Source organism: Thalassolituus hydrocarboniclasticus, from assembly GCF_025345565.1.
Taxonomy (GTDB): Bacteria; Pseudomonadota; Gammaproteobacteria; order Pseudomonadales; family Oceanobacteraceae; genus Venatoribacter; species Venatoribacter hydrocarboniclasticus.
On the sequence record NZ_CP054475.1, the window covers coordinates 2,703,535 to 2,729,768 of the forward strand.

At 53.2% G+C, this 26,234-nt stretch carries 30 protein-coding genes and 1 riboswitch; of the genes, 16 read left to right on the plus strand and 14 right to left on the minus strand.

The window, feature by feature from the left end; genetic code table 11:
* Positions 1–35 precede the first annotated feature (35 nt).
* The 3 genes from thrC to HUF19_RS12055 all read right to left on the minus strand — a co-directional run bounded on the left by thrC (position 36) and on the right by HUF19_RS12055 (position 2,428).
* Positions 36–1,445, minus strand: coding sequence for a threonine synthase (thrC, locus tag HUF19_RS12045; protein WP_260999501.1), 1,410 nt, complete (start codon positions 1,443–1,445; stop codon positions 36–38).
* A 123-nt stretch (positions 1,446–1,568) separates the two neighbouring features.
* A complete protein-coding gene (locus tag HUF19_RS12050) occupies positions 1,569–2,072 on the minus strand; it encodes a DUF3087 domain-containing protein (RefSeq protein ID WP_260996856.1) in 504 nt (167 codons plus the stop codon).
* A 2-nt stretch (positions 2,073–2,074) separates the two neighbouring features.
* Entirely contained in the window at positions 2,075–2,428 is a 354-nt protein-coding gene (locus HUF19_RS12055) for an ArsR/SmtB family transcription factor (RefSeq protein ID WP_260996857.1), read from the minus strand.
* A 185-nt stretch (positions 2,429–2,613) separates the two neighbouring features.
* Here HUF19_RS12055 and HUF19_RS12060 point away from each other — a divergent pair, with 185 nt between their 5' ends.
* The 5 genes from HUF19_RS12060 (at position 2,614) to HUF19_RS12080 (ending at position 6,491) form a co-directional block, all read left to right on the plus strand.
* Entirely contained in the window at positions 2,614–3,396 is a 783-nt protein-coding gene (locus HUF19_RS12060; protein WP_260996858.1) for an SDR family NAD(P)-dependent oxidoreductase, read from the plus strand.
* A gap of 164 nt (positions 3,397–3,560) precedes the next feature.
* Positions 3,561–4,184 carry a TetR/AcrR family transcriptional regulator gene (locus HUF19_RS12065; RefSeq protein WP_260996859.1) on the plus strand — a complete coding sequence of 208 codons (624 nt, stop codon included), beginning with the start codon at positions 3,561–3,563 and terminating at the stop codon, positions 4,182–4,184.
* Between the two features lie 63 nt (positions 4,185–4,247).
* Positions 4,248–5,375, plus strand: a complete 1,128-nt coding sequence (locus tag HUF19_RS12070; protein ID WP_260996860.1) for an NADH:flavin oxidoreductase — start codon at positions 4,248–4,250, stop codon at positions 5,373–5,375.
* Positions 5,376–5,522: 147 nt separating this feature from the next.
* Positions 5,523–6,221 (plus strand): glycine-rich domain-containing protein, encoded by a 699-nt coding sequence (locus HUF19_RS12075; protein WP_260996861.1) that lies wholly within the window; start codon positions 5,523–5,525, stop codon positions 6,219–6,221.
* 57 nt (positions 6,222–6,278) lie between these two features.
* Complete coding sequence (locus tag HUF19_RS12080; RefSeq protein ID WP_260975293.1) at positions 6,279–6,491, plus strand: hypothetical protein; 213 nt, start codon at positions 6,279–6,281, stop codon at positions 6,489–6,491.
* Here the strand turns inward: HUF19_RS12080 and HUF19_RS12085 are convergent.
* Positions 6,421–7,395, minus strand: a complete 975-nt coding sequence (locus tag HUF19_RS12085) for a DMT family transporter (RefSeq protein ID WP_260996862.1) — start codon at positions 7,393–7,395, stop codon at positions 6,421–6,423. The genes HUF19_RS12080 and HUF19_RS12085 overlap by 71 nt on opposite strands.
* A gap of 249 nt (positions 7,396–7,644) precedes the next feature.
* Positions 7,645–7,757: riboswitch (guanidine-I (ykkC/yxkD leader) on the plus strand.
* A gap of 76 nt (positions 7,758–7,833) precedes the next feature.
* Between HUF19_RS12085 and HUF19_RS12090 the strand changes: the two genes are divergently transcribed.
* From HUF19_RS12090 to uca, 5 genes are all read left to right on the plus strand, one after another.
* Entirely contained in the window at positions 7,834–8,646 is an 813-nt protein-coding gene (locus HUF19_RS12090; RefSeq protein ID WP_145470020.1) for an ABC transporter permease, read from the plus strand.
* A gap of 45 nt (positions 8,647–8,691) precedes the next feature.
* Complete coding sequence (locus HUF19_RS12095; RefSeq protein ID WP_260996863.1) at positions 8,692–9,555, plus strand: ABC transporter ATP-binding protein; 864 nt, start codon at positions 8,692–8,694, stop codon at positions 9,553–9,555.
* Positions 9,556–9,577: 22 nt separating this feature from the next.
* The gene (locus tag HUF19_RS12100; RefSeq protein ID WP_260996864.1) at positions 9,578–10,333 is read left to right on the plus strand and encodes an urea amidolyase associated protein UAAP1; all 756 of its coding nucleotides are present in this window, start codon (positions 9,578–9,580) and stop codon (positions 10,331–10,333) included.
* A gap of 11 nt (positions 10,334–10,344) precedes the next feature.
* Positions 10,345–10,980: an urea amidolyase associated protein UAAP2 gene (locus HUF19_RS12105; RefSeq protein WP_230330415.1), complete on the plus strand. Its 636-nt coding sequence runs from the start codon at positions 10,345–10,347 to the stop codon at positions 10,978–10,980.
* A gap of 385 nt (positions 10,981–11,365) precedes the next feature.
* Positions 11,366–15,037: an urea carboxylase gene (gene uca / locus HUF19_RS12110; protein ID WP_260996865.1), complete on the plus strand. Its 3,672-nt coding sequence runs from the start codon at positions 11,366–11,368 to the stop codon at positions 15,035–15,037.
* Between the two features lie 74 nt (positions 15,038–15,111).
* Here uca and HUF19_RS12115 read toward each other — a convergent pair whose 3' ends face one another.
* Together HUF19_RS12115 and HUF19_RS12120 are read right to left on the minus strand one after the other, a co-directional pair.
* Complete coding sequence (locus HUF19_RS12115; protein ID WP_260996866.1) at positions 15,112–15,750, minus strand: DUF1287 domain-containing protein; 639 nt, start codon at positions 15,748–15,750, stop codon at positions 15,112–15,114.
* An 18-nt stretch (positions 15,751–15,768) separates the two neighbouring features.
* On the minus strand, positions 15,769–15,912 hold the full coding sequence (locus tag HUF19_RS12120; protein ID WP_260996867.1) for a hypothetical protein: 144 nt from the start codon (positions 15,910–15,912) through the stop codon (positions 15,769–15,771).
* Positions 15,913–15,972: 60 nt separating this feature from the next.
* Here HUF19_RS12120 and HUF19_RS12125 point away from each other — a divergent pair, with 60 nt between their 5' ends.
* On the plus strand, positions 15,973–16,728 hold the full coding sequence (locus HUF19_RS12125) for an enoyl-CoA hydratase/isomerase family protein (protein ID WP_260996868.1): 756 nt from the start codon (positions 15,973–15,975) through the stop codon (positions 16,726–16,728).
* A gap of 196 nt (positions 16,729–16,924) precedes the next feature.
* On the opposite strand, the gene HUF19_RS12130 is transcribed toward HUF19_RS12125, so the two are convergent.
* The 3 genes from HUF19_RS12130 to HUF19_RS12140 are packed head-to-tail and all read right to left on the minus strand — an operon-like array spanning position 16,925 to position 18,871.
* Complete coding sequence (locus tag HUF19_RS12130) at positions 16,925–17,296, minus strand: DoxX-like family protein (protein ID WP_260996869.1); 372 nt, start codon at positions 17,294–17,296, stop codon at positions 16,925–16,927.
* Positions 17,293–17,760 carry a DUF2269 family protein gene (locus HUF19_RS12135; RefSeq protein ID WP_260996870.1) on the minus strand — a complete coding sequence of 156 codons (468 nt, stop codon included), beginning with the start codon at positions 17,758–17,760 and terminating at the stop codon, positions 17,293–17,295. Before HUF19_RS12135 ends, HUF19_RS12130 begins: the two co-directional genes overlap by 4 nt.
* Positions 17,753–18,871 (minus strand): saccharopine dehydrogenase family protein, encoded by a 1,119-nt coding sequence (locus HUF19_RS12140; RefSeq protein WP_260996871.1) that lies wholly within the window; start codon positions 18,869–18,871, stop codon positions 17,753–17,755. Before HUF19_RS12140 ends, HUF19_RS12135 begins: the two co-directional genes overlap by 8 nt.
* Before the next feature lie 314 nt (positions 18,872–19,185).
* Between HUF19_RS12140 and HUF19_RS12145 the strand changes: the two genes are divergently transcribed.
* The gene (locus tag HUF19_RS12145) at positions 19,186–19,668 is read left to right on the plus strand and encodes a hypothetical protein (protein WP_260996872.1); all 483 of its coding nucleotides are present in this window, start codon (positions 19,186–19,188) and stop codon (positions 19,666–19,668) included.
* Positions 19,669–19,843: 175 nt separating this feature from the next.
* On the opposite strand, the gene HUF19_RS12150 is transcribed toward HUF19_RS12145, so the two are convergent.
* Positions 19,844–20,644 (minus strand): helix-turn-helix transcriptional regulator, encoded by an 801-nt coding sequence (locus tag HUF19_RS12150; protein ID WP_260996873.1) that lies wholly within the window; start codon positions 20,642–20,644, stop codon positions 19,844–19,846.
* A 199-nt stretch (positions 20,645–20,843) separates the two neighbouring features.
* On the opposite strand from HUF19_RS12150, the gene HUF19_RS12155 reads away from it, so the two are divergent.
* Entirely contained in the window at positions 20,844–21,305 is a 462-nt protein-coding gene (locus HUF19_RS12155) for a carboxymuconolactone decarboxylase family protein (protein ID WP_260996874.1), read from the plus strand.
* Positions 21,306–21,310: 5 nt separating this feature from the next.
* On the opposite strand, the gene HUF19_RS12160 is transcribed toward HUF19_RS12155, so the two are convergent.
* On the minus strand, positions 21,311–21,796 hold the full coding sequence (locus HUF19_RS12160) for a hypothetical protein (protein WP_260996875.1): 486 nt from the start codon (positions 21,794–21,796) through the stop codon (positions 21,311–21,313).
* Positions 21,797–21,918: 122 nt separating this feature from the next.
* Between HUF19_RS12160 and HUF19_RS12165 the strand changes: the two genes are divergently transcribed.
* Together HUF19_RS12165 and HUF19_RS12170 are read left to right on the plus strand one after the other, a co-directional pair.
* A complete protein-coding gene (locus HUF19_RS12165; RefSeq protein WP_260996876.1) occupies positions 21,919–22,857 on the plus strand; it encodes a D-hexose-6-phosphate mutarotase in 939 nt (312 codons plus the stop codon).
* A 67-nt stretch (positions 22,858–22,924) separates the two neighbouring features.
* Entirely contained in the window at positions 22,925–23,395 is a 471-nt protein-coding gene (locus tag HUF19_RS12170; protein ID WP_260996877.1) for a hypothetical protein, read from the plus strand.
* A gap of 7 nt (positions 23,396–23,402) precedes the next feature.
* Here the strand turns inward: HUF19_RS12170 and HUF19_RS12175 are convergent, their stop codons facing one another.
* The 3 genes from HUF19_RS12175 to HUF19_RS12185 form a co-directional block, all read right to left on the minus strand.
* Positions 23,403–23,825 carry a bacteriohemerythrin gene (locus HUF19_RS12175; RefSeq protein WP_260996878.1) on the minus strand — a complete coding sequence of 141 codons (423 nt, stop codon included), beginning with the start codon at positions 23,823–23,825 and terminating at the stop codon, positions 23,403–23,405.
* Between the two features lie 98 nt (positions 23,826–23,923).
* Positions 23,924–24,859, minus strand: coding sequence for a LysR family transcriptional regulator (locus tag HUF19_RS12180; RefSeq protein WP_145469312.1), 936 nt, complete (start codon positions 24,857–24,859; stop codon positions 23,924–23,926).
* 109 nt (positions 24,860–24,968) lie between these two features.
* Positions 24,969–25,544: a phosphoribosyltransferase gene (locus HUF19_RS12185; RefSeq protein WP_260996879.1), complete on the minus strand. Its 576-nt coding sequence runs from the start codon at positions 25,542–25,544 to the stop codon at positions 24,969–24,971.
* Positions 25,545–25,649: 105 nt separating this feature from the next.
* Between HUF19_RS12185 and HUF19_RS12190 the strand changes: the two genes are divergently transcribed.
* Entirely contained in the window at positions 25,650–26,216 is a 567-nt protein-coding gene (locus HUF19_RS12190; protein ID WP_260996880.1) for a phosphoribosyltransferase, read from the plus strand.
* Positions 26,217–26,234: the final 18 nt, after the last annotated feature.

Sequence of the window (26,234 nt, forward strand, 5' to 3'; positions counted from 1 at the left end):
CTCAAGAGTGGCCTTCAGCAGCACCGTTTAAGGTATCAGTCCTTAAAGGTGTTTTTTGCGATAAAGCTTTGTACCGTTGCCAGATCAGCAGGCAGCACATTCAGACGCTCTTCGCGCTCCATCAGATCGGTCAGGTGGTGCGGCAGTTTTGGCATATCGAAACCGGCACGCTGTACCGCTTCTTCAAATTTAACCGGATGCGCAGTCCCCAGCGTGACCATCGGAATGTTCTGGTTACGGCGGCATTCGCGCGCTGCTTTCACACCGATGGCGGTATGCGGATCAAGCAGATAACCGGTTTCACCAAAGACTTCCTGCATGGTGGCAACCGTCATGTCTTCACTGACCGCATAGCTGTCGAACAGCTCACGGGCTTTGGCCAGCTTGTCTTCATCCAGAGATACAACGTCTTTCTTAGCGTTCATGCGTGCCATCAGGTCGGCCAGTTTGGCGCCATCACGGTCGTACAGATCGAACAGCAGGCGCTCGAAGTTGCTGGATACGGCGATGTCCATCGATGGTGTGATGGTATGCTGCAGCGGATGTACTTCGTACTGATTCTTGCTCATCAGACGATGCAAAACATCGTTGCTGTTGGTGGCGATAATCAGCTGTTCAATCGGCAGGCCCATTTTCTTCGCCATGTAACCGGCAAAGATATCGCCGAAGTTACCGGTCGGAACGGAATACGCCATCGGACGCAGCGGGCCACCCAGGTTCAGTGCGGAATAGAAGTAGTAAACGATCTGAGCCATGATGCGCGCCCAGTTGATGCTGTTTACTGCGACCAGTTTGCGCTCACCACGCAGGAACTGCTGATCACCAAAGCTGGCTTTAACCATATCCTGCGCCTGATCGAAGTTACCTTCGATGGCGATATTGAAGATGTTGTCACCGGTAACGGTCGTCATCTGGCGACGCTGAACTTCTGACACCTTGCCGTGCGGATGCAGAATAAAGATGTCAACGTTGCGACAGGCTTTGGTGCCCTCAATCGCAGCTGAACCGGTATCACCGGAGGTGGCACCCATAATAACGACTTTCTCGTGGCGGCGTTCCAGTACGTAATCCAGCAGACGACCCAGCAGCTGCAGAGCAAAGTCTTTAAACGCCAGCGTCGGACCGTGGAACAGTTCCAGCACGTATTCGTTGTGGTCGATCTGCTGCAGCGGCGCAATGGCTTTGTGACCGAAGTTACTGTTGTTGTAGACCGCTTCGAGCATGCCTTTCAGTGCCGCGGAATCCACACAGCCTTCCACGAACGGGTAAATCACTTTGTGCGCCAGTTCGGTGTACGGCAGGTCACGCCAGGATTCGATCTCTTCGAGGGAGAATTGCGGTACGTCTTTCGGCACATATAAGCCGCCGTCGGTGGCCAGGCCGGTCAGCAGTACGTCTTCAAAGGTCAGTTCCGGCGCATTACCGCGGGTAGAAATGTATTTCATCATGGGCGAAAGCCTGCGTGTCTTCCAAAGGTATGAAAAGGGGTGTGTAAAAAATGCGCGTAGTTTACATGGTTAAGGCCGCCGCTGCATCTTGCCTGCGGCCTGTTTACCGACAACGGCCGGCTACAGCTGCTCAAGCAGCTCCGGGCGGTAATCATCCACGCTCACGGTCAGTCCCAGTCGCTCAATCTGCTTCTCCAGCTGGGCAATCTGAGTGTTCAGTTCATCCATGGTCAGCGTGTTATCTTCCAGCTGGTGCAGATGCTTTGAACCGTGCAGGAAATAGTACTGGATGGTCACCGCCAGCGGGTTATCGGCCTCCAGCGCAGCATTCAGCTTTGCACTGGCCCGGTAAATCCGGTTTAGCGCCTGCTTCAGGCGCCAGACGTACATAACCTCGGTCAGGGCCGGATGATCTTTAAAGCGGTTAATCAGTGCCGCAATCAAGATCGCGGCAGTTGCCACACCCGCGACATTGAGCCAGAAGTTGGACTCTGCACCGCCCCACAGGGCGATATACAGCGTTGAAAAGCCCAGCGACAGCACCAGCAGAGCAGCAACCAGTGCCGCCTGAAAACGGTTCAGATGTTTTTTAAAGCGGGCTTTATCAATGTTCTCAAGTTTCATGTTTACTCCTGCGACGACAGCGGACGAAAGAAATCGCCCAGCTCGCGGTATACATCTTCGTTTAAAAAACAGGACACATATTTGCCCTGTTTTTCGACCCGGATCAGCCCGGCATCCACCAGCGCTTTTACGTGATGAGAGACGGTCGGCGCACCAATGCTGAGCTTGCCGATAAAGTCGGCCACGCCACAACCAGCCGCCGGGGCCGGTAAGCCGCTGCGGCTGTGCTCTGCTGAGAGTTGTTCCGCCTGATGATGACGCACCACTTCCAGGTACATCTGCAAACGGTTGGGATGAGCCAGTGCTTTAAAGGCATCGGCCAGCAGGTTCACCCCTTTATCGGTCAGTCGGCACATAGATTCACTGTGAACATCCGGAAAGTGGGCGGCAGTGTACTTCAGCCTCCGTCGTTTTAACACGATGGCAGAATAACACTTTGACAACGATCAAACTGTTTCTTAGCATCCAGTCAGTTCGACGACTGTCAAACTATAAACAACCGCAAAATAAAAATAAACGCATCAGCCAACGGAGTTCTGCCATGTGCACCTTCCATAACAAAACCGCTCTGATAACCGGTGCCTCCAGTGGCATTGGCGAATCCTTTGCCCGCCAGCTGGCCGCCGCCGGTTGCCATCTGATTCTGGTGGCACGGCGCGAAGACAAATTACTGGCGTTAAAACAGGAGCTGGAGCACAGCGCGGGCATCCGCGTACAGGTGATCAGCCAGGACCTGGCTCAGCCCGGCTCGGCCACAGAGTTGTTTCATAAAACTCAGGCGCTGCAGCTGCCCGTCGATCTGCTGATTAATAACGCCGGATTTGCCCAGCATGGCTATCTGCTGGACGTACCTATGCCGGTTCACAGCCAGATGATTCAGCTGATGGTCATCACCCTGACCGAGCTGACCTGGCTGTATGCCGCTGATATGAAACAGCGTGGCGGCGGCCATATTCTGCTGGTGTCGTCCCTGCTGGGCTTCTTACCCGGCCCGCAGTTTGCCAGCTACGCCGGCAGCAAAGCCTATGTACTCAACTTTGCCGAATCGCTGGCGCGGGAACTGCGCCCGCATAAGATTCATATCAGCGCGCTCTGCCCCGGCGGTACGGCCACCGAGTTTATGGATGTATCCGGACAGAAGATTGAAGGACTGCGCACCCTCGCCATTATGAGCAGCGACTCGGTCGCACGCGCCGGTCTTAAAGGTGTAATAAAAGGCAAAGCCAGCGTTGTACCCGGACTGCTGTACAAAGCCTCGGTGTTTGGCATCCGCTTTATTCCGCGACAACTGCAGGCTGTTTTCGGTGAAGCGGCAACCCGCTGAGCAGGCAACGACAGAGTAACCAGCAATAGCTACGCCGTTAACGCGGCGTAACCAAAAGCTCTCTCCATCCGCCGACTTCTGGCACAAATGCCTCCTGCAAGCCTACCTACCAGTAGGTAGGCTAATCACAGTCGATACCAACAAACGCCCAGAGCGATGCCGCTATGACCACAAAATCTGCCAATGCCCGCCAGACCCGTCAGCAGCTGATTGATGTTGGCGCCGACCTGCTCTGCCGCCGTGGTTATACCGGCTTCAGTTATCAGGATCTGGCGCGCGAACTGGGCATCAGTAAACCCAGCGTGCATCACCACTTCGCACAGAAAGCCGACCTGGGCCTGGCACTGTGCGACTGGACCGAACAATGGCTGCGTGATGGTTTCGCGCACTTTGATCAGCATGGGCACAACGCACCGGACAAACTGCAGCGCTATCTGCGCGCCGCGGCCAAACATACCTTTAACGAACATAAGCAGTGCCCGCTCAGCGCCCTGCACAGCGATCTGGCGCAACTGCCGGATGCCATGCGCGCACGCCTGAGTGACCTAAGCCGGCTCGAAGTGGATTGGGTTGCTGCTGTATTCCGGCAGGGGCTAGCAGACGGAGAGCTGCAGGCTCCGGCCACCGCCAGTGCGCAAGAACTGGCGCAATTATTTATTTTTGCCTGCAAAGGCGCGCTGTATTACGCCCGCCTGTTAGGGCGTGAACACTTTGAGCAGAGTATGTCACTGCTGCTGCAACAATGGCTGCCGGATGCACAACCGGCGCAATCACGCACAACCCTTTAACAATTTCCGACAACCTTTTAACCATTTCCGAAACAGTAAAAAACAGCCAACAGGAATACCGATATGAGCAATGTCCACGGCGCCGTCAGCGCCCTGTTTGAACCCATCACCCTCGGCCCGCTGCAACTGAGCAACCGTATTGTTATGGCTCCGATGACCCGCACCTATTCGCCGGGCAATATCCCTAATGAGCTGGTCGCTGCCTACTACGCCCGCCGCGCCGAAAATGAAGTCGGACTGATCATTACCGAAGGCACCTGTGTCGGCCATAAAGCCGCTAATGGCTATCCGCGCGTTCCTTTTATTTATGGTGAAGACGCACTGGCCGGCTGGAAAAAAGTGGTCGATGCAGTACACGCCAAAGGCGGCAAAATCGCTCCACAGCTGTGGCACGTAGGCGCCATTCGTAAAGAAGGCGTGGAGCCTGATCCGTCAGTGCCGGGTTACAGCCCGTCCGGTCTGGTCAAAGCCGGTAAAGAAAATGGCGTAGCCATGAGCAAAGAAGATATTCAGGAAGTGATTGAAGCCTTCGCTCAGGCGGCTGAAGATTCCAAACGCATTGGCTTTGATGCGGTGGAAGTACACGGCGCCCACGGTTATTTAATCGACCAGTTCTTCTGGGAAGGCTCTAACCAGCGTACTGACGAATACGGCGGTGATCTGGTTGCCCGTACCCGTTTCGCCTGCGAAATTGTCTCTGCCATCCGCGACCGTGTTGGTCCGGATTTCCCGATTATTTTCCGTTTCTCCCAGTGGAAACAGCAGGATTACAGCGCCCGTCTGTGTGAAACCCCGGAAGAACTGGAAGCCTTCCTAAAGCCATTGGTCGAAGCCGGTGTCGATATTTTCCACTGTTCAACCCGCCGTTTCTGGGAAAAAGAATTTGCAGGTTCCGACCTGAATCTGGCCGGCTGGACCAAAAAAATCACCGGTAAGCCGGTGATTACCGTCGGTTCTGTTGGCCTGAATGCCAGCTTTATTGATGAAGACAAACGCGACATGGTTGACGCCTCCGGTGTTGCCACCGCCTCCATCGATGAACTTGGCCAGCGCATGGCAACCGGTGAGTTTGAACTGGTGGCCGTTGGCCGCGCACTGCTGCAGGACCCTGAGTGGGTACTGAAAGTAAAAGCAGGCCGCTATGACGAACTGGAAGACTACGATAAAAAATCGTTAATGCAGCTGGTGTAAATACCACGCAGATAACACAGAACGGACCTTATTTAAGGTCCGTTTTTTTATTTATTCAAAGCAACTATACATCAGCCTTTTCCGGCATTGACCAATGCCCTGTCCAGCGGCATAGTTTTGCCCACTCTCACGCCGAACGGACATGCAATGAACTGGATATTCAACAACCTCTTCAGCATTATTCTGGCCATTATTATTATCAGCCTGGGCTGGAAACTATGGCGTAAAATCGCCATTAAATTGCGTGCCCGGCATATACAGAATTATGCCTTTCCCGGCACCTTAAAACGCAAGGTGGCACAGCGCTACCCCCATCTGGACGAAGCTCAGCTGGCGCTGGTAATCGACGGACTGCGCGAATATTTTCAGATCTGTAATATCGCCGGACGCAAACCCGTTGCCATGCCCTCGCAGGTGGTCGACCTCGCCTGGCATGAATTTATTCTGTTTACCCGAAGATATCAGGAATTCTGCCGCGCCGCTTTTGGTCGTTTTCTTCACCACACACCAGCCGAAGCCATGAGTACGCCCACCACTGCAGCGAATGGCATTAAACGCGCCTGGCGTATAGCCTGCGCCCGGGAATGGCTGTCAGCCAAACAGCCCAGCAAACTGCCGTTGCTGTTTGCGCTTGATGCCCAGCTGAATATTGATGACGGATTTTTTTACCAGCTCAATTGTCAGATGGCAGCCACTGGCACAAACAAGAAAACGCAAAATGACACAACGCCCTACTGTGCCAGCCATATTGGCTGCGCTTCCGGTTGCTCCGGCAGTGGCGGCTGCACCAGCAGTTGTTCATCCGCTTCCGACAGCGGTTGCAGCAGCGGCTGCGGTGGTGATTAAACAGCAGCACTTTCGAGCAAGGTTCAATACAAAAGAATCGACGTTAAGGAATACACCATGTTAACCGACACGACCGCACTGTTTCTGTCTCTGATTTTCGGCTCCATTGGTTTTGGTTATTTTATTTACGGTAAGCGTCAAAGCCATAAAATCGCACTGTGGAGCGGCGTTGCCCTGATGATTTACCCCTACTTTGTATCTAATCACTACGCCATGGTGATGACCGGAATTGGCCTGATGCTGGTGCCCAGATTTTTACGTCTGGACTAACCGCGGCACTCATACTGTCCAGCAATGCTGCGCTCATAATACAGACGCAACCCAGCCAGCCCCATACACTCAACTGCGCTTCTCCCAGCCACCAGGCCGTTAATACCGCGGTGACCAGTTCCATAATAATAATCAGCGACGAGCGGCTGGCAGGTAAATGACTGACTCCCCATTGCGACCCGAAAGACACCGCCAGAAGCCAGGTTGCGCCGTACAGCATGGCCAGCCAAACGGCGCTTGCCGATACCTGCAACAGCTGATCGGCATTAACTGTACCTGCCTGCCAAAGCCAGCTCAGCAACATAAAAAATGCGGCTCCCAGCAACATACTTTCTGCTTTTAATACCAGCGCAACCTGCTGCCCTTTACGGAATAAAATATTATTCGCTGCATAGGTAAAACCGGCAATCAGCCCCAGAGTATCGCCTGTTCCCCAGGGCGTTTTCAGTAAGTTCGTCTGCCAGTCGCTACCCGGCTGAATCCCCGCAACCAGCACCACGCCCAATAAAGCCAGCACAATCATCAGCGCTTTGCCGGCACTGACGGTCTCATGCAGAAATAATCGTCCAAGTAAGGTGCTCCACACAGGTAACAGATAAAACAGCACCATTACCCGCACCACATTGCCTTCCAGCAGCGCCAGCGAAAAACTGGCATTGGCCAGACCACCGACCAGAAATATTCCTGCTAACAACGCTTTATTCTGCTGCCAGTGCGCCAGTACCCTGTGCCACTGACGCCACAGGATCACCGCGCTCAGAACACTGGCCACACTGTACGCCAGTAGCAGCAGTAATGAATGACTGATTCCGGCGTTTTCAATAGCGTTCAGTGGTATCCAGGCACTGCCCCAGAGAACCGACGCCAGAAACAGCACCGCCGCAGGATTCAGAAATTCACGCATACATACTCCCCGAAGCACCAAAACAAAACATGCGGATAAAAACTGCCCTTTAATGCGGCATAATTTTCTGTTTCAGATTTATTGATATGTTTCTCGCCCGACAATTTAGGGCATTTCTGTATGCCCTGTGCGCAAAAATCATTCATTTCCGTGCTTTGTAAGAATTGGCACACCATTCGCAAATACCGTTGAGATGCGAAAACAATGGGGTGTTCTGCATCGCTCGCGGAATTGCTACACTGAGTTCCGTTAATAGGTCGCTAGGGTTCCGGTTTGTGTTGTTAAACACGAACGACTGGTCCGAGAGCAACCGACCTCAGCCGCGTGCGGGGGTTACACGGAGGGATAAAAGCCCGGGAGATCACTGGAACATTCGCTCAGGCCAGCCTGTGCAATGCCCCTTGTATCCGCTCCGTTAACCCGAACAGGAGTGCGCTTATGCGCCGGCTGATTAATCAGAGAATTTCCCGCCCACTGGCTTTTTTTCTGGGCGCCCTGCCCTTCATTATCGCCATCCTGCTCTATATGGCAGCCTCAACCGAGCGCCTGAGCGACAATCCGAACGACAAATTACTGCCTGCCTTCAGCACCATGGGCGATACCCTGCTGCGCATGGCGACCGAAGAAAATAAACGCAGCGGCGATATTCTGCTCTGGGTCGATACCCTCGCCAGCCTTGAACGCCTTGCCATGGGCGTTGGTATCAGTGCAACGATTGCTCTGTTATTTGGTTTAACGCTGGGTGCCCTGCCGCTGCTGCGCGCAAATTTATCACCCTTTACCACCGCCATCTCGATGGTGCCGCCCATGGCCCTGCTGCCGGTACTGTTTATTGTTTTCGGCCTCGGTGAAGTATCGAAAGTGGTACTGATTGTGATTGGTATCACGCCATATTTAATCCGCGAATTACAAAGCCGCGTATCGGAGCTCCCGACCGAACAGTGGATCAAGGCACAGACGCTGGGCGCCAACAGCTGGCAATTAATGCTGCGCATGGTGCTGCCGCAAATGCTGCCACGCCTGGTCGATGCGCTGCGCCTGTCGATGGGAGCTGCCTGGTTATTTTTAATTGCCGCCGAAGCCATCGCCTCGACCGAAGGGCTTGGTTACCGGATTTTTCTGGTACGCCGTTATATGGCAATGGACGTCATCCTGCCTTATGTGGTGTGGATCAGCCTGCTGGCGATTATTTCTGATCAGTTACTGAAGCAACTGAACCGCAAATTATTCCCCTGGTATCAGCCGCAATAAATGCACTGATCTTCAGACGCAGGATAACCACAAGGTGGAATATGTATGAGTTTTATCGAATTTAAAAAAGTCAGCAAAACCTACGGCGATCAGCCGGTGCTGGACAATATCAATCTGAGCGTTAAAAAAGGCGAATTTGTGACCATGGTCGGAGCATCCGGCTGCGGCAAATCGACCTTTCTGAAAATGCTTTCCGGTCAGGAAAGCGCCAGTAAAGGCCAGTGCCTGCTGGATGGTCAGCCATTAACCGACGAGCCCAGTGTCGACCGCGGCATTGTGTTTCAGAAATACTCGGTATTCCCCCATCTGAGCGTGCTGGACAACGTCATTCTCGGGCTGGAATTTGCCCAGAGTAAATTGCTGGCCCGCCTGTTTGGTAAAGCCCGCGCTCAGGCCAAAGAGAAAGCCATGAATCTGTTGCAGCGGGTAGGACTGCACAGCGCCGCCAATAAGTATCCACATGAACTTTCCGGTGGTATGCAGCAGCGTCTGGCCATTGCTCAGGCATTAATTAAAGAGCCAAAAATCCTGCTACTGGACGAGCCCTTCGGCGCCCTTGATCCGGGTATCCGTGCCGATATGCACCAGTTAATTCTGGATTTATGGCAGCAAACCGGCACCACTATTTTTATGGTCACCCACGATATTGGTGAGGGTTTTTATCTCGGCAGCCGTTTATTGGTATTCGATAAAATCCGCCATGATCCTATGGCTCCCAATGCCTGGGGGGCGACCATTACCTACGATTTAAAACTGAACCTGGCCAATCATGGCCAGCTGGCCAAAAGCGGCGACAGCGCTCAGGAACATTCTTTATACAACGATATTCAGCACTCCGTTCATGCCACAGCCCGTGTGCAGGACGAGGCAGGCCCAAGCATTGGAATAAGTACCGGAGTAGGTGCCTGAATAGGCGCCTGAAGGAGAACATATGACTCAGTTAAGCAAAAAACATCAGCAATTTTATCAGGGCGAGGCCGTTTATCAGGATACGCTGGGAGGCGGCTGCCACTGGTCGATGCGGGTAAAAAAAGGCACGCTTATCACCTTTACCGACCTGCACGGCGGCGCCAATCTTGGTCTGTTAATGTTTAACCCATACGACCTGCTGGAAAAGTACAACGCACCGGATACCTTAAAATGCCAGCATACCTTTAAGCTGACTCAGGGCCACTGCCTGTATTCCGATATGGGCCGTATTTTTGCCTCTGTTGTGGCGGATGATTGCGGCTGGCACGACACCGTCTGCGGCAATATCAATAAAGCCATGGTGGCAGAAAAATGGGGTATTAAAACCTATCAGGAAGCCCGTAATGGCTGGACACAGAACGGCTATGACAGCTTTCTGGTGGAATTCGCCAAATACGGTCTGTCACGCAAAGATATGGCCGCCAACCTCAATCTGTTCAGTCAGGTGCAGACCGATGATCAGGGCAATATGCGCTATATCGGCGATGCATCAAAGGCCGGAAATGCCATCACTCTGCGCTTTGAAATGGACACCCTGCTGATCATGCACACCTGTCCACATCCGTTAAACAATGCCGCCGAATATCCTGTGCGGCCGGTGCATTACCATCTGGGCAAAGCCGCCGCCGTTGCCGACGATGATGAGTGTAAAAATCACTGCGCAGAAAATCAGCGCGGTTTTCACAACAATTTTCTCTATAACTTCTGCGAAGCCTGAGGAGCCGAATCATGATTAAAGCAAGCACACTGCAGCCCCAGGATGCTAGTTTCCGCCAGACAGTACTCGCCGGTGACTATTTTATTCACCGTATAGAAGCCGGACAGACCCTGCGTATTCTCGATCTGGAAGGTAATCAGGCCGCCGATACGCTGTTTTATAATGCCGATGATCCCAGCGAACGCTACAGCGCGACTGATACCATCCGCGCCCAGGGTAATGTATACCTGACAGCAGGCTCGGTGTTAATGACCAACGAAAACCGCCCGCTGCTGGAAATTGTTGCCGATACCTGTGGTCGTCATGACACCTTAGGCGGTGCCTGCGCTACCGAATCCAATACCGTGCGCTACAGTCTGGAAAAAAAGTGCATGCACGCCTGCCGTGACAGCTGGATGCTGGCCATTAACGAGCATGAAGAATACGGGCTGGATAAAGCCGATATTACCCACAATATTAATTTCTTTATGAATGTACCGGTCACCGCTGAAGGCGGACTGACCTTTGCCGATGGCATTTCCGATGCCGGCAAATATGTCGAACTGAAAGCCCTGATGAACACCATTGTGCTGATATCCAACTGCCCGCAGCTGAACAACCCCTGCAATGCCTATAACCCGACACCGATTGAAGTGATTGTCTGGTAATCCTGCCTGCCGATCAGAAAATTCATATTTTAAGGCACCTCTGAATAATTCTGCACAGCTTCGCGTGAGTGCTGCAGAGTGCTTTTGACAAGGCGTCGATTGCAGTGAATGGCGAGTCCTTTATAAAATCGACAACACCGTCAAAACACTCTGCAGCCCACGCCCTTCGGGGCTTGCTGAAAAAATCCAGCTCGGTGTTGCCACGTTTTGGCGTAACCCGTTATGCCTTCAACGTGGCGCCTTGATCTGAACTTTTTCAGTAAGCCGAAGCGGGCACTGAATTATTCAGAGGTGCCTTAAGCCGCCGGACGACCGGCAGGCTTCAGTATTTATGCAGGACGACCTGCCTCTTGTGAAACAAGACATTTAAGAATGAGGCAAGACCATGTTTAAAAAAGTCTTAATCGCCAACCGTGGCGCTATTGCCAACCGTATTATCCGCACCCTGAAAAAAATGAATATTCAGGCGGTTGCGGTTTACCATCAGGCCGACCAGCATTCGTTGCATGTCCAGCAGGCCGATGAGGCTTTCTGCTTGGGTGATGGCACGGTCGCGGATACCTACCTGAATCAGGAAAAAATCCTGCAGATTGCCAAAGACTGCGGTGCTGAAGCCATTCATCCCGGCTATGGTTTTTTAAGCGAAAATACCGGCTTCTCCCATGCCTGTGATCAGGATGGCGTGGTCTTTCTTGGCCCCACCGCCGCACAAATGGATGCCTTTGGCTTAAAACACTCGGCGCGTGCACTGGCTGAAGCCAACAACGTTCCGCTGCTGCCGGGCACCGAACTGCTGACCGATATTCACAGTGCCACCCGTGAAGCCGAATGTATTGGTTATCCGGTGATGTTAAAAAGCACCGCCGGTGGTGGCGGTATTGGTATGCAACTGTGTTACAGCGAGGCCGAACTACAGCAGGCGTTTGCCTCGGTTAAACGGTTAAGCGCCAATAACTTTGCCAACGATGGCGTATTTATCGAAAAATTTGTCGAAAAAGCCCGCCATATCGAAGTACAGATTTTTGGTGACGGTAAGGGGCAGGTGCTGGCATTGGGCGAGCGCGACTGTTCTATTCAGCGCCGCAACCAGAAAGTGCTGGAAGAAACACCGGCACCGGGTTTAACCGCACAACAACGTGAAGCCTTGCACAGCACAGCAGCGCGTCTGGGCCGCTCGGTTAATTACCGCAGTGCCGGTACGGTCGAATTTATTTACGATGCCGATTCCGGCGAGTTTTATTTTCTCGAAGTGAATACCCGCTTACAGGTTGAGCACGGCGTTACCGAAGAAGTCTATGGTATTGATCTGGTGGAATGGATGGTGCGCCTTGGTGCCGGAGAAACGCTGCCACTGACAGAAGATTTCACGCCCAAAGGCCACAGCATTCAGGCACGGATTTATGCCGAAGATCCGGCACAGGATTTTCAGCCCTGCGCCGGATTATTAAGCAATGTCCGCTGGCCTCTGATAAAAGAGACTTCCGGTTGGCCATCACTGCGTATTGATACCTGGGTAGAAAGCGGCTCAGAAGTACCGGCACTGTTCGACCCTATGCTGGCCAAAGTGATTGCCACCGCCGCCAACCGCGATCAGGCGCTGGCAACCCTGGCAGAAGCGCTGGCCGACACGGAATTGTACGGACTGGAGTGCAACCGCCGTTATCTGCTCGATATTCTTAAAGATAAGCGCGTACAAGCCGGTGACGTGTACACCCAGTTATTAAAAACCCTGCAACACCAGCCCACCAGCGTGCAGGTATTAACCGCCGGAACACAAACCACCCTTCAGGATTTACCCGCGCGCATTGGCTATTGGGATATTGGTGTGCCACCGTCAGGTCCGTTCGATGGTTATTCTTTTGCTCTCGGTAACCGTTTACTCGGCAATGCAGAGCAGGCCGCGGGTCTGGAAATTACCTTAAAAGGCCCGGTACTTAAATTTAACGCACCGACAAGGATATTACTGGCCGGTGCAGCCACCAGCGCCAGTCTGACCCGTGCCAACCAACCTACTGACAGCCTGAATCACAACAGTACAACCAGTGATATTGAATTCTGGCAGGTCATTGATATTAATGCCGGCGATATTCTCGACTGCGGCAGCGTTGGCAGTGGCGGTGCACGCGCCTATTGTTTAATCGCCGGTGGTTTTAACTGCCCGGACTATCTGGGTTCAAAATCCACCTTTACTCTCGGTCAGTTTGGCGGCCATAACGGTCGCGCATTATTACCGGGCGATGTGCTGCATTTTTCCGCAGATAATAAAACAGAACCTGCAACCCTTAACGATCCGGCTTTGCTGCCCACGATTGCCAATGAGTGGGAATTACGGGTTATTTACGGCCCACACGGCGCGCCTGAATTTTTCACCGACAGCGATATTGAACGCTTCTTTGCCCACACCTGGGAAGTGCACTACAACTCCAGCCGCACCGGTGTGCGCCTGATTGGCCCCAAACCGGAATGGGCACGGGCCGACGGTGGTGAAGCCGGCTTGCATCCATCCAATATCCACGACAATGCCTACGCCATTGGTACCGTCGATTTTACCGGTGATATGCCGGTGATTTTAGGGCCGGACGGCCCGAGTCTGGGTGGCTTTGTCTGCCCGGCCACAGTGATCACCGCCGATTTATGGAAACTCGGTCAGTTAAAAGCCGGTGATAAAATCCGCTTTCTGCCGGTCAGCCAGCAGACTGCCGTTGCCTTAAACCGCGCACAGCAAAACAGCCTGGCAACACTGAATGCAGAGAATTATGCGGTTGAACGCTGGTTACCGGACAGCCCGATTGTACACAGCATCGCATATACCGGTCAGGCAGACTCACATCCGACCGGTGTCGTTTATCGCCCCAGTGGAGACCAGTATTTACTGGTGGAATACGGCCCGCTGCAGCTGGATATCCGCTTGCGCTTCCGTGTCCACGCCTTAATGCAGTATTTAAACACACAGAATATTACCGGCCTGTGGGAACTGACACCGGGCATCCGCTCGCTGCAGCTGCACTACGATTCCACACGTTTAAGTCAGCAGAAATTACTGCAGATATTAATTGCCGCCGAAGATCAGCTCGGTGATTTGCAGGATGCTGAAGTGCCGTCGCGCATTGTTCACCTGCCGCTTTCGTGGAACGACGAAGCCTGCCAGCTGGCGGTGAATAAATACATGCAATCGGTACGGGCCGATGCGCCCTGGTGCCCGGATAATATTGAGTTTATCCGCCGTATTAATGGCCTGAAATCCATCGACGAAGTAAAGGACATTGTCTTTAACGCCAGTTATCTGGTGATGGGCTTAGGCGATGTGTATTTAGGTGCTCCGGTGGCAACGCCCATGGACCCGCGCCACCGTCTGGTCACCACCAAATATAATCCGGCGCGTACCTGGACGGCGGAAAACTCCGTCGGTATCGGCGGCGCCTATATGTGTATTTACGGTATGGAAGGCCCGGGCGGTTATCAGTTTGTTGGCCGCACCCTGCAGATGTGGAACCGCTATAAAACCACCCGCGAATTTACCCAGCCCTGGCTGCTGCGCTTTTTCGATCAGGTGCGTTTTTACGAGGTCAGCCACGACGAACTGATGACGATCCGCCAGCAGTTTCCCCACGGCCAGTACCCCATCAGAATTGAAAAAACCCGCTTTAATCTGGCGGAATACGAACGCTTTTTACAGGAACAGGGCACAGGCATTTCAGCCTTCCAGCAGGAGCGGCAAAAAGCCTTTCAGGCAGAACTTGAGGAATGGAAAGCCTCAGGAAAATTCCATTACGACAGCGAACCAGCGGTGTTGGAAGAAAGCGATGAGCGTCCGCTGGCTGAGGGTGAATTCAGCATCGACAGTCATGTCTCCGGTAATGTCTGGCAATGTCTGGTTAAACCCGGCGATCAGGTCAGCGCCGGTCAGCCTCTGGTGGTGCTGGAATCCATGAAAATGGAAATTGAAGTCAGCAGCCATCAGAGCGGTACCGTGGTGGAAGTGCTGCGCACAACCGGCCAGAGCGTCAGTCCGGGCAAAGCGCTGGTCATTCTGCAAACAGCCGGTAACGGGGAGTAATTACTCCCCACTTTTCTGTGGCAGGTACTGGTAATGCCCTGATCATTCTGCGAACAGCCGGTAACGGGGAGTAATTACTCCCCACTCCTCTGCGGCAGGTACTGGTAATGCCCGGTAATCCGGTAACGAAATAACATATCCTCCAGCACCGGACCGGCGCCGATGTTATGCACGATTAACGGCGTCTTGGAGCCTGGCGCATAACGGTCGCTGACCACACCAATATGCGGCAGGTTGCCCGGCAGCATCCAGGTCACCAGATCCCCCGGCTGATAATCGGCCGGGTTATCACTGACGGCTAATGTCTGGCCATTACGCTGAAAAAACGCCTGTAAATTCGGCACCCGGCGATGATCAATATTGGTATCGGTACGGGTCATACCCCAGATGCGGCGCGACGGGTAAGCGGCAAAATCGGCCACCATATCTTCGTGCACCCGTTGCTGTAAATCGATCCCCAGGGCGCGGTAGCTGCGGATCACCACATCGGTGCACACACCAATGCCTGGCGCCACATCACCATTGGGATAGGCAATTTTCTGGTAAGCGCCGTCATAGCGCACCTGCTGAGTCGTACGCTGCAATGCCGCGGCCACCAGCTCCTGACGGAAAGCCGCGGCGCTGCCCTCCCCGGCATTAACCTGCACCGTGGCCAGTATGAAGACCAGCAGCGTTACGCCGGGCAACCATTTGAATGTCTGCATCCTGTTCATACCCTGAGATTCCTTTCGTTAATGGTCAGCGGATATCTGAGCATCATAAGGCATAACCATAGCCTTACCCGCATCAGGATTGACCAGAATTCCGGCCGTTAGTGCCAACGGCAATAAACGCCAGACCTCGGTTTCAACCAGTAATCTGTGCATATTGATCATTGCTCTGTTATTCCGGGTTTGCCATCATGCCCGCCATACTGAACCGATGAGATCTTCCCTATGTATCAGGACATTATCTACAGTCTGGAAAACGGCATTGCCGTGATTACTCTGAACCGCCCGAAAGTACTGAACGCCATCCGCGTACAGACTTACAAAGATGTTATCGCCGCCCTGCACGACAGCGATGCCAACGATGAGGTTAAAGTCATCGTGATGACCGGTGCCGAAGGCCGTTTTACCGCCGGTAACGATCTGGCCGACCTGCTGCCAGGCGGCGATCTGCCTGCCGTTCAGGAAGGTGTTGCCGGCATTTTTGATGCCTTCGCCGGTCTGCAAAAGCCCCTGATTATGGCGCAGGAAGGTGTGGCCATTGGTATTGGCGCCAACATGCTGCTGCATGCCGATATCGCTTACGCCGGTAACAGCATCCGTTATAGCCTGCCATTCGCCAAAATCGGTGTCACTTCTGAAGGTGCCTGCTCGGTACTGCTGTCTGAAGCCATTGGTCCTAAGCGTGCCAACGAGCTGCTTTACACCGGCCGTTTCTTCACCGCAGCCGAAGCCGAAAAATGGGGTCTGTTAACCGCCGCTGTGGAAGACGGCAAAGCACTGGAAACAGCGATGGCCACCGCCAACGAATTACTGAAAAATTCTCAGGATTCGATCCGCGCCATTAAAAAGCTGGGTCGAGCCGAAGGCCACCGTGAGCGTGTAAATAAAGCCGTTAAACTGGAGATGGAATTATTCTCCGGCCTGCTGGGCACACCAGAAACTCAGGCGCGTATTAATCACGTGCTGAAAGGCGGTAAATAAGTTCAGTACTTTTAAAGCACCGCTGAATAAATAATTCAGCGGTGCTTTAACACTGAACCGTTTAAGACGTTCAATAAAAAACCGCCGGTTGCGAACAACCGGCGGTTTTTTATTTTAAGGCAGGCACTGTATCCCCGCTTGAGCACAATAGAGCACAACAGAGCACACTATGAATAAAACGTCGCGCTGACCGCAATCAGGATATTGATTTTCCTGGCATCATAATCCAGATAAGTACCATAATCGGCAGGTTTTTAACCACCGGCGCAAACGGATGCCACCAGAACTCAGGAGCAATAACCGACAGCAGTACGCTATAAACCGCAATAGTGATCAGCTGTATCTGAAAACACAGACGTTGCGCCCAGGGCAGTAACAGCCAGAGTCCTAAAAGCGCATCTACAATACTGCCACCATAGAGCAGCCAGGGAGCCAGAGCATCGGCGACGCCACCCTGCTGTAAGATCACCAGACCAATATCCTGCGCCGTCGCGACCGACACCAACGCCGTAATAAGCCAAAGCAGGCTCAGCGTCCAGCGACCGAACGTTTGCTGTAATGCCGTCATATTACCGCCAGAGGCTTGGCCACCATCAACCAGAAAAGCACCAGCATGGCAGCGAATGCCGGTATTCCCAATGCAATCCAGAGTCGCATCAGACGTTTAAAGCGTACGCTTAAAAAGCCATTTTCCATACAGGCTTCGCGGTGCAACTGATACTGAATCCAGACCACCGGCAGCCAGCAGCAACCAATCAATATAAACAGCGCAGCGACCGTCAGAAACCACGGCGAGGTAAAACTGACATTCAGCAGAGACATCAGTAATAATCCGGATAACAGCTGTACAACAACCGCCGGAGCGGTAAACAACCAATCCGCCAGAATAACGATCCGGCTGACATGACGGATTGTTTCCTGACTGCGGCTGAGAACCGCCATTAACATAAAAAAAGCAATGCCACTGCCGGTGCCCATTAATACGACCGCCGAGAGAATGTGCAGCGTTTTCAGCAGAAAATAATCAGTCACCCTGCTCCTCCCTGATCACCAGTCCTAAGCTCTGTGCATAAGGGTAAAATTCCGCCAGCGAAAATTCACCGCTGCAGGCTCTGGCACCGGGATTCACCTGCCCTGCCAGCAATTGTCTGGCGATGATAATGGTCGACAATGTGGGGATAAAAGGGCCAATACCATCATAAGCCTCCAGACGCCAACGAAGCCTGCTGGCTGCACCCTGCGTATTTAACCCGGCGATATCAATCTGCATCGCACCATCAGCGCTGCCCAGTTTACTGAACCAATGGCTCATCCGATAAATAAGCGCCGTTGCCGGTGCCCAGTTTTTAATCAGGCGCAGACGCGCCAGTGAGGCCATCGCCAGCATCGAAAAATGCAGAAACGTCAGCTCAAGACTGGCCTGAAAGCGCACCCGCTCAGTAACCGCAAATTGCGCCGGGAACAGTTCCAGATCGGGCACATCCACATTCGCCAGCCAGCGCCATCCTAACTCTGGGCCAAAATATTTACGCCGGGAATTCATCCAGCCATACACCGTACGACCACCTCCCTGTTCAAACACCGAAAAAGGACGGCCGGTGTACGACAAAATGCCACGCAGCGTTGCTTCACCGCGTTCAGCCTGATTACCCGGTGCGATAGCAATATCAATGCTGTCGATCTGGCGGAAGCGTGATTGATAATGTTCAATAACCGCCGACGACAAGCCCGGTACCGAGCTGGCACCACTGATGATCTGCACTCCGGCGTCTTCGGCCTGTTTATTAAGTAAGGTGATATCGCAGACAAAACGACGGTCATCGGCAAGATCCAGATAATGCGCACCAATCGCAATACAGGCTTCGGCAACACGATAATTCTGCCCCTGAAAAGGACCACCGGTATGAATCACCAGAAACGGCGTTAAATCCTGCAGCTGTGCGCGGAAATCGGCCGCGTTGATATCCAGCACAACGGCCTGTAATTCTGCTTTGGCTGACGGCTGCAACTGAGCAACCAGAGCACGGGCTTTATCAGAATGACGTCCACAGCACAGTAAGCGGATACCGCTGTCCTGCGCCAGAGTTTCACAAATGCGCTTACCGAAGTTTCCATAACCGCCCAATACAACGACTGTTTTCATCCTGATGACTGGCTCCTGGTTTCTGATAGCAGACGCAGTATAACGGAGTGCCGGAGCGGGTAACCATGCTGTACTACACACTCTCCGCTGTTTTTCCCCGTTGTGTGCCGTGGCAGATCTGCAGATACCCAGCCATCTCTGCTAATCACTCTTTCTGGCATTGATTGAACCCGGCAACCTCAGTACCCTCACCTTCAATACCCTTACCTTCAATAACCCAGTGATAAGGCAGGGATAGCGGTATCAGAAACCGCTTTAAATATTCAGGATTTTTCCTGCCGAACATAAAAAGAACACGGCGTTCAGGGAGCATTATGAGAAAAATACGCACGATACTGACCGTCATAATCATCGCATTTATGTTTGCACCACTCTCTCAATGCACGAGGATGATCGTACTGACACCCAATGGCGGAGGTGAGGGGGTCAACGAACTGAGCCGCGAAAGGGTGACAGAAACCTACGTTGTCTACGATAAAATCATGTCGCAGATTTCGACCGATCTCATTGAAGCATTCCTGTTAATTATTACCTTTTTTGCACCGCTGTTCATTAACCTGATCAACCCCGTGTCTTACCGGATGAAGCTGTTGAACAACATCGCACAGTTAGCAGCAGGTGGATGGTTACTTTATTTCAGTGTTATCGTTGTTTTTTTATTCGGCGATGCCCTGCTCTTTGGTTATCTGTTCTGTACAGTCGTCGCCAGCCTGAATCTTGTGAACCTTTATGCCCTGTTCAGTCTCATTAAAAACCGCACAACACAGAAGCACAGCGCCGATATTCCGCCTCACTGAATAAAAGCACCCTGATCTGAACGTTGCAGTAAGCCGGAGCTGAATTATTAAGAGGTGTCAAGAATAATCCGTTTTAACGGTTGGGGGTTAAACTGCCGCTGAGCCGTACAAAACGCCGGTTAAATAACCGGCGCTTTTATTTGTACCGCAATAAACCCGCTGTTTTTCGCCCGGCTTACTCCAAACGATCGCGCTGCTTCAGTCGCTGCCGGTACTGTCCGGGGGTAAGGCCCACCACCTGTTTAAAATCATGAATAAAATGTGCCTGATCAAAATAGCCGGCGTTATAGGCCGTGCCGGTCAGATCCGTTTGCGGAATTTTCAGTAATTCCCGTGCATGCTGAACACGCCGGATACGGGCCAGCTGTTTCGGTGTCAGTCCGACCCATTGCCGGAATAATCGCTCAACCTGACGCTCTCCCAGCGCCATACGCCGGGCCAGATCGGCGGTAGAAAACTGCCCGCTGTCTGGCAATGAAGGCAGCACCGCCAGCAGCGGATTTTTTGCCTGAATCTGCACATCCAGCTGACGCAGCAACCAGAGTTCAATCTGTTGCACCCGCTCTGCCGCCGGCCCCGCTTCCCACACCTGCTGCCAGCTTGCTTCCAAAGGCAGATCCGTTACCGGTAACAGACAACCATGCAGCTCGGACAACGGCAGCTGAAAAAATGCATGTGCCGCACCAGGATAAAAGCGCACGCCAATAGCATCGACCTGACCGCTCAGTGTCAGGGTACCGGTACGTTGCGCAGGACCAATTAACAGACAGGGGCTGAGATAAGGCTGGCCATTGAAAATCAGCGGATCAGCAAAATTAAACACCACACCGGAACCCCCTTCCGGATGCAGAAATTCATCGGCCAGTGCCGACTGCCCCACATGACAGCGGATATGCCAATAACACTGAACCAGCGGCTGTAATGCCGTTGTTGGCCGGAAAAACCGGAATCCCAGATGATTCAGGTGCTGTGCCATTGCCATCCCCATGCAGCGGTTCTGCCGCTGCATTGCAGGCGGCGGTTCTTGCCAGTCTAACAAACCTCCCAAGCGCCTCACAGCACCGTAAAAGCCTTGCGCATGTCGTATTTTTACAATTACCGCCGGGAGCTGGCCGTTACTCTGCACAGGTATTTCAACCTCATTACGATTAACCAAACGCAATAAGGAGAGCCTTATGACTCAGCGTCTTAACTACTACCAGGCGGCCCCCGCCGCCATGAAGCCCTTAATGGCCGGTGAGCAATATCTGAAAGAATGCGGACTGGAAAAATCGCTGCTGGAACTGGTGAAACTGCGGGTTTCGCAGCTGAACGGCTGCGCCTATTGTCTGGATATGCACAGTAAAGATGCCCGCGCAGAAGGCGAAAGTGAACAGCGCCTGTATACGCTCAGCGCCTGGCGTGAAGCACCCTTTTTCAGTCCGCGTGAACAGGCGGCGCTGGCCTGGGCAGAAGCCCTGACGCTGTTGTCTCAACAGCATCCGGCAGAGCAGCTTCTGGATGATGTACGGAAATCCTTTAGCGATGCAGAGCTTACCAGCCTGACGCTGGCCATCTGCAATATCAACAGCTGGAACCGTTTTGCCGTGGGATTTGGTGCTGATGTGGGCTCTTACCAGCCGGGTGATTTCGGCTGAAGTTGTCAGTGCAGAGCACTGATTTCCCACCCGGGCTGGCCATTCAGGGTCAGCTCATCACCCACTTCCAGCTGACTCAGTTGCTGCGCCAGCGGGGCCTGCAGGCTGATCACCTGTATGCTCTGCCCGGCAACCTGAAGTTGACGCCCGCCCACCGGAGCCAACCACAGCCATCGTGCCTCCTGTTGCGGATGCTGCAACTGCAGCAAGGCACCAGCGGCAATAGCATCATCGTCGCTGAAGTCAGGTACCGGCCACTGACCGATACGAATGCGGGTTTCTTGCAGTTCACGGATGCGCTCCGACTGGCCATGGGCCAGATAGGCCGCTTCAAGCGCCAGCGTATCGTATTTATTTTCCGGTTTATTCGCTTCATGCGATGCCGTTTCCTGTGCCTGTCGGGCAGCATTGAGCGCCGCGTTAATCTCTTCATCCAGAGCGGTCAGCAGGGCTTCTTTCAAAACGCTTTTGGCAAAAGGAACAGTATTCAAATGGATAACCACAGAGCAAATTATTGTGCGATTATAGTGTCATTTATCGTTTACATTCATGTTTTGTCTGCGCCCTGATAACCGGGCGGTTACTGAACTGATTCTGCAAGGTAGCGTATTTCATGTCATCCCACTCCCCGGCTCCTGCCGCCTGTCTGGCTGAATTACTGGCCCACAGTCCTTTTGTTAAAGCGGTGCAGCGTGATGAGCTGACCTGTCTGGAAATCCGTCATCCGCAGTTCAGCGCCGATCTGTTATTACAGGGTGCGCAGTTAATTCATTACGCGCCTGAAGGTGAGAGCAACTGGCTGTGGCTGAGCGAGCAGGCGGAATACAAACAGGGGCAATCAGTACGTGGCGGTATTCCCGTATGCTGGCCGTGGTTTGGTAATGCGGCGATGAATCCGGCGGCGGTAAAAGCCGCTATTACTGATCCGGAGCAGGCACCGGCCCATGGTTTTGCCCGGGCACGGCAATGGCAGCTGAGCGATTTGTACGAGGCCTGCGACCGGGTAGAAATTACGCTGACATTAAATGATCGCCAGCATCCGCAATGGGCAGCGCAGCTGAACGTTGAGGCGCAGTTTATTTTCCGCGCCGACAGTCTGGCGGTTAATGTAATCAGCCAGAATAACGGAACCGAACCGGTATGTTTCAGCCAGGCGTTGCATACCTATTTCCCCACCGACGATGTACGTGCCACTCAGGTATTGGGCTTTGAAGGTGAGCGTTATATCGAAACCTTAGAAGGCTGGTGCGAGAAAACCCAGCAGGGGCCGGTACGTTTTAACGGTGAAACCGACCGTATTTACGATGCCACACGTCCCTTACGTTTAATCAGCCCGCAGCAACGTTTATTACTGCAATCCCGTGGCAGCGCCAGTGCCGTGGTATGGAACCCGTATATTGAAAAAAGCCTGCGTCTGAGCCAGTTTGCAGCGGATGCCTGGATGCGGATGTTTTGTGTAGAAACCGCCAATGCCTTTGCCGATGTAATTACCCTCGCGGCAGGCGAAAAGCATTGCCTGGGACTGCAATTAAGCTCGCTGGGCCAAAGTTAATCTCGCTGAGCAAGGGTTAAACTCGCTGGATTAAAACGGCATTCTGCCAATATTAACAAGGAGGTTTATGGTGGCTTACGAATTAACCGTCAGCGCCCCACGTCAGGTGCGGATGTTACAAATGCTGTTGTATTACAGCATCGCTTTTCTTGTCGCCTGGCTGGTCAGCAGTGATCAGCCACCGGTCGTTCTCTGGCCGGTTACTGCGCTGGCTCTGCCATTACTGTTGTGGCTGCAGTGGTGGGAACATAAACGCCATCATCATCAGCAGCAACGGGTTAAAACCCTGCTGCGTTATGACGATGGGCAACTGTTTATTGCTCCGCATGCTAACCACCCGGCACTGACACTGGCTGCTGCTGATATCCGTAAGGTATTGACCGGCCCCGGCTATATTGCCGTAGAGGGTGATTACCCCATTGCCCGCTCGCTAAGCCTGCCTGTGCAGGCCGATACCCGGGAACGGGATAAAGCGATAGAAGATATTATTGCCGCGTTATTGCAGGATAATCCGGCGCTGGCGGTTATCCGTGAATAACCGCCTGTTAATGCGCCCGCTTCTGATCCTGTTTTTGTTCCTGCTGCACTAAAAACTGCGATAGCGCCCGGTCGTAATCGTTCATATGCCGGCCAAACCAGTCTGGAATCACATCCATTAAAAATTCGAGTACAGCGGTCATATCGCCACTGTTTTCATAGCCTGCCAGGGCGTCGGCAAACTGCTGCAATATACGCTGGTGTTCATGGCGGTGGGATGCAAGGGCAGGAAAGCGCAGGTATTCCATATCACGCTCTTCCTGTGCAAAGTGCTGCTGACAATGCTCATACACGCGGCGTAAATACGGCAGCCCTGCGCGCCCCATCAGCAACGCCTGCTCGGCCTCGTTCAGCAGGTTGGCAAATTCTTCGTGTTCACGGTTCATTTGCGCTAACGCCAGCGGGCGGTAATCGCGGAAGTCGATGGTCATGACAGCAGATCCGCAGCAACAATCAGTAGTGGCAGTCTAACCCGCCACAACTGATCATGATGTTGATTATCGTCAAGCGAAGGCCGATCGAACGGCAATCAGCAGTACTGCGCCACATCGACAATGGTGCGGCGTAACCAGCGATGCGCCTGATGGTGCTGCAGCAGCGGCGACCAGGCCATTTTCAGCTCGAACGGCGGGATTTTGAACGGCGGCTCTTTCACCACCAGCGAGGCCGATTCGGCCTGCATATCGGCCACTTTGCGCGGCAATGTCGCCACCAGATCATTATTCAGCGCCAGCAGCGCCGGCATCTGATAATGGCGGGTAAACACCGAAATTTTACGCTTATGCCCGAGCTTCGACAGGGCGTTATCCACCCAGCCCAGACGGATGACTTTCTCAGGGTCGATACCTACACCAGCCCCCATACCGGTTTTGCTTACCCAGATATGTTTGGAAGCCAGATAGGCATTGAGATCAAAATTGAGAATCCCCGGATGATCGGGGTTAATCAGACAGACAAAGTCGTCCTGCCACAGAGTCATCTGGTGGAAAGACTGTGGCATCTCGTCAAAGCGGTTAATGGCCATATCGACCTTACCGGCTTCTACGTCTTTAAAGGTCACATCCGAGGGGGTCAGTACGTCGAGGATGATATCCGGCGCTTCGGTACGCAGGCGCTTTACCAGCTCCGGCACCAGCGTGGATTCGGCGTAATCGCTGACCATAATGCGGAACACGCGGTGGCTGCTCAGGGCGTCAAACTCTTCCAGTGGCTGTAACGCCATTTCCAGTTCGCCCAGCGCCTTCCGGATCACCGGCTGCAGCTCCTGTGCCCGCTCAGTCGGTGTCATACCGTCGGAGGTGCGTACCAGCAGCGGGTCACCAAACAGTTCGCGCAGGCGGCGCAGACCGTTGCTCATCGCCGGCTGAGTAATACCCAGCTGCTGTGCCGCTTTGGTTACGCTGCCTTCACGCAGCAGGACATCGAGGTAGACCAGCAGGTTAAGATCGATACGATCGAGGTTCACAGACATCACCCTTCAGTGTTGAAGGGCGCATTGTCGCAGGAATCAAAGCATTCACCAAGACTATACGACTGCCTTGGTACATAACTTTTATTAATACTGAGTATAAGGCTCAGCCTTCTGTTTTGCGCAGGAAAGGCTCAACCCAGGGCTTATTGGCAGCGATTTCTTCCTCACTCAGGCCTTTCAGCTCGTACGGGAATACCAGCCAGTCATCGGTTTCACGCAGACAGAAATCGGGTTTGAAATCGACCCGGTTATACGCCGGACGCTGCCACAGTGTCGCCACTTTTACCTGGCTGGGCATATTACGTTTGAGCTTGCCCTGCAAACGGTTGATCACCGCGCTGATGTTATAACCGGTGCTGAATACGTCATCGACAATCAGCAGGCCATCATCGACATTGAGGTTTTCCACCAGATACTGAGTGCCGTGTACGCGAATATCTTCCGGCGACTGCACCATACTCTGATAGGCCGGCAGGCCACGATACGAGGTACGCAGCGCGATATGATCGGTTTTCACGCCCAGCGTCTGCAGACATTCCTGCACATAGATGCCCACCGAGCTGCCACCACGCCAGAGACCAACGATAAAGGTCGGGCGGAAACCGCTCTCAAAAATCTGCACGCCGAGGCGGAACGCATCCTGAATAACCGTTTCTTCGTCCAAAAATCGTTTCTGCATGAGGTACTCTTATGTGACAGGCATAGGAACAGAGCGTTATGATAGCACCTGACCAATTGGTCAGGTAAAGAGTTGTTTCGAAACACGACGGGAGCCGGAATCATTATGAGTGCCAAATTGTACCTAACCGCCCAGGGATTGCTGGAAGATTCTTATCATCTTGCGGCCAAGGTGCTCGACAGCGGCTTCCGCCCGACCTTTATGATTGCCGTATGGCGCGGCGGCGCACCGATTGGCATTGCGGTGCAGGAATACCTCGATTACCACGGCGTAGAGACCGACAACATTGCCATCCGCACCTCTTCTTATCAGGGTATCGACCAGCAGGCCAAAGAGGTCAAAGTGCATGGTCTGAACTATCTGGTGAAGAACGTTAAGCACAGCGACAGCCTGCTGATAGTCGATGATGTATTCGACAGCGGCCGTTCCATCGAAGCCATTATTAACGAGCTGAGCCGTCGCGCACGCCTGAATACCCCACACGATATCCGCGTTGCCGTGCCCTACTATAAGCCGCACCGCAACCAGACCGACCGCGTACCGGATTACTATATCCACGAAACCAGCGACTGGCTGAAGTATCCGCATTCGCTGGAAGGCCTGAGCAACGAAGAAATCGCTCAGGGCCGTCCGGAGCTGTACGAGATTATCAAAGATCACCTGCCAGCCTGAGAAGCAGGCAGAACTGGC

Coding starts and splice junctions, on each gene's coding strand:
- HUF19_RS12170 (WP_260996877.1), top strand. CDS start 22,925: ATGGTGGCTTACGAATTAACCGTCAGCGCCCCACGTCAGGTGCGGATG.
- HUF19_RS12140 (WP_260996871.1), bottom strand. CDS start 18,871: ATGAAAACAGTCGTTGTATTGGGCGGTTATGGAAACTTCGGTAAGCGC.
- thrC (WP_260999501.1), bottom strand. CDS start 1,445: ATGAAATACATTTCTACCCGCGGTAATGCGCCGGAACTGACCTTTGAA.
- HUF19_RS12175 (WP_260996878.1), bottom strand. CDS start 23,825: ATGACCATCGACTTCCGCGATTACCGCCCGCTGGCGTTAGCGCAAATG.
- HUF19_RS12095 (WP_260996863.1), top strand. CDS start 8,692: ATGAGTTTTATCGAATTTAAAAAAGTCAGCAAAACCTACGGCGATCAG.
- uca (WP_260996865.1), top strand. CDS start 11,366: ATGTTTAAAAAAGTCTTAATCGCCAACCGTGGCGCTATTGCCAACCGT.
- HUF19_RS12090 (WP_145470020.1), top strand. CDS start 7,834: ATGCGCCGGCTGATTAATCAGAGAATTTCCCGCCCACTGGCTTTTTTT.
- HUF19_RS12100 (WP_260996864.1), top strand. CDS start 9,578: ATGACTCAGTTAAGCAAAAAACATCAGCAATTTTATCAGGGCGAGGCC.
- HUF19_RS12120 (WP_260996867.1), bottom strand. CDS start 15,912: ATGATCAATATGCACAGATTACTGGTTGAAACCGAGGTCTGGCGTTTA.
- HUF19_RS12050 (WP_260996856.1), bottom strand. CDS start 2,072: ATGAAACTTGAGAACATTGATAAAGCCCGCTTTAAAAAACATCTGAAC.
- HUF19_RS12165 (WP_260996876.1), top strand. CDS start 21,919: ATGTCATCCCACTCCCCGGCTCCTGCCGCCTGTCTGGCTGAATTACTG.
- HUF19_RS12105 (WP_230330415.1), top strand. CDS start 10,345: ATGATTAAAGCAAGCACACTGCAGCCCCAGGATGCTAGTTTCCGCCAG.
- HUF19_RS12185 (WP_260996879.1), bottom strand. CDS start 25,544: ATGCAGAAACGATTTTTGGACGAAGAAACGGTTATTCAGGATGCGTTC.
- HUF19_RS12060 (WP_260996858.1), top strand. CDS start 2,614: ATGTGCACCTTCCATAACAAAACCGCTCTGATAACCGGTGCCTCCAGT.
- HUF19_RS12125 (WP_260996868.1), top strand. CDS start 15,973: ATGTATCAGGACATTATCTACAGTCTGGAAAACGGCATTGCCGTGATT.
- HUF19_RS12055 (WP_260996857.1), bottom strand. CDS start 2,428: ATGTGCCGACTGACCGATAAAGGGGTGAACCTGCTGGCCGATGCCTTT.
- HUF19_RS12075 (WP_260996861.1), top strand. CDS start 5,523: ATGAACTGGATATTCAACAACCTCTTCAGCATTATTCTGGCCATTATT.
- HUF19_RS12065 (WP_260996859.1), top strand. CDS start 3,561: ATGACCACAAAATCTGCCAATGCCCGCCAGACCCGTCAGCAGCTGATT.
- HUF19_RS12155 (WP_260996874.1), top strand. CDS start 20,844: ATGACTCAGCGTCTTAACTACTACCAGGCGGCCCCCGCCGCCATGAAG.
- HUF19_RS12080 (WP_260975293.1), top strand. CDS start 6,279: ATGTTAACCGACACGACCGCACTGTTTCTGTCTCTGATTTTCGGCTCC.
- HUF19_RS12070 (WP_260996860.1), top strand. CDS start 4,248: ATGAGCAATGTCCACGGCGCCGTCAGCGCCCTGTTTGAACCCATCACC.
- HUF19_RS12115 (WP_260996866.1), bottom strand. CDS start 15,750: ATGAACAGGATGCAGACATTCAAATGGTTGCCCGGCGTAACGCTGCTG.
- HUF19_RS12130 (WP_260996869.1), bottom strand. CDS start 17,296: ATGACGGCATTACAGCAAACGTTCGGTCGCTGGACGCTGAGCCTGCTT.
- HUF19_RS12085 (WP_260996862.1), bottom strand. CDS start 7,395: ATGCGTGAATTTCTGAATCCTGCGGCGGTGCTGTTTCTGGCGTCGGTT.
- HUF19_RS12145 (WP_260996872.1), top strand. CDS start 19,186: ATGAGAAAAATACGCACGATACTGACCGTCATAATCATCGCATTTATG.
- HUF19_RS12190 (WP_260996880.1), top strand. CDS start 25,650: ATGAGTGCCAAATTGTACCTAACCGCCCAGGGATTGCTGGAAGATTCT.
- HUF19_RS12150 (WP_260996873.1), bottom strand. CDS start 20,644: ATGGCACAGCACCTGAATCATCTGGGATTCCGGTTTTTCCGGCCAACA.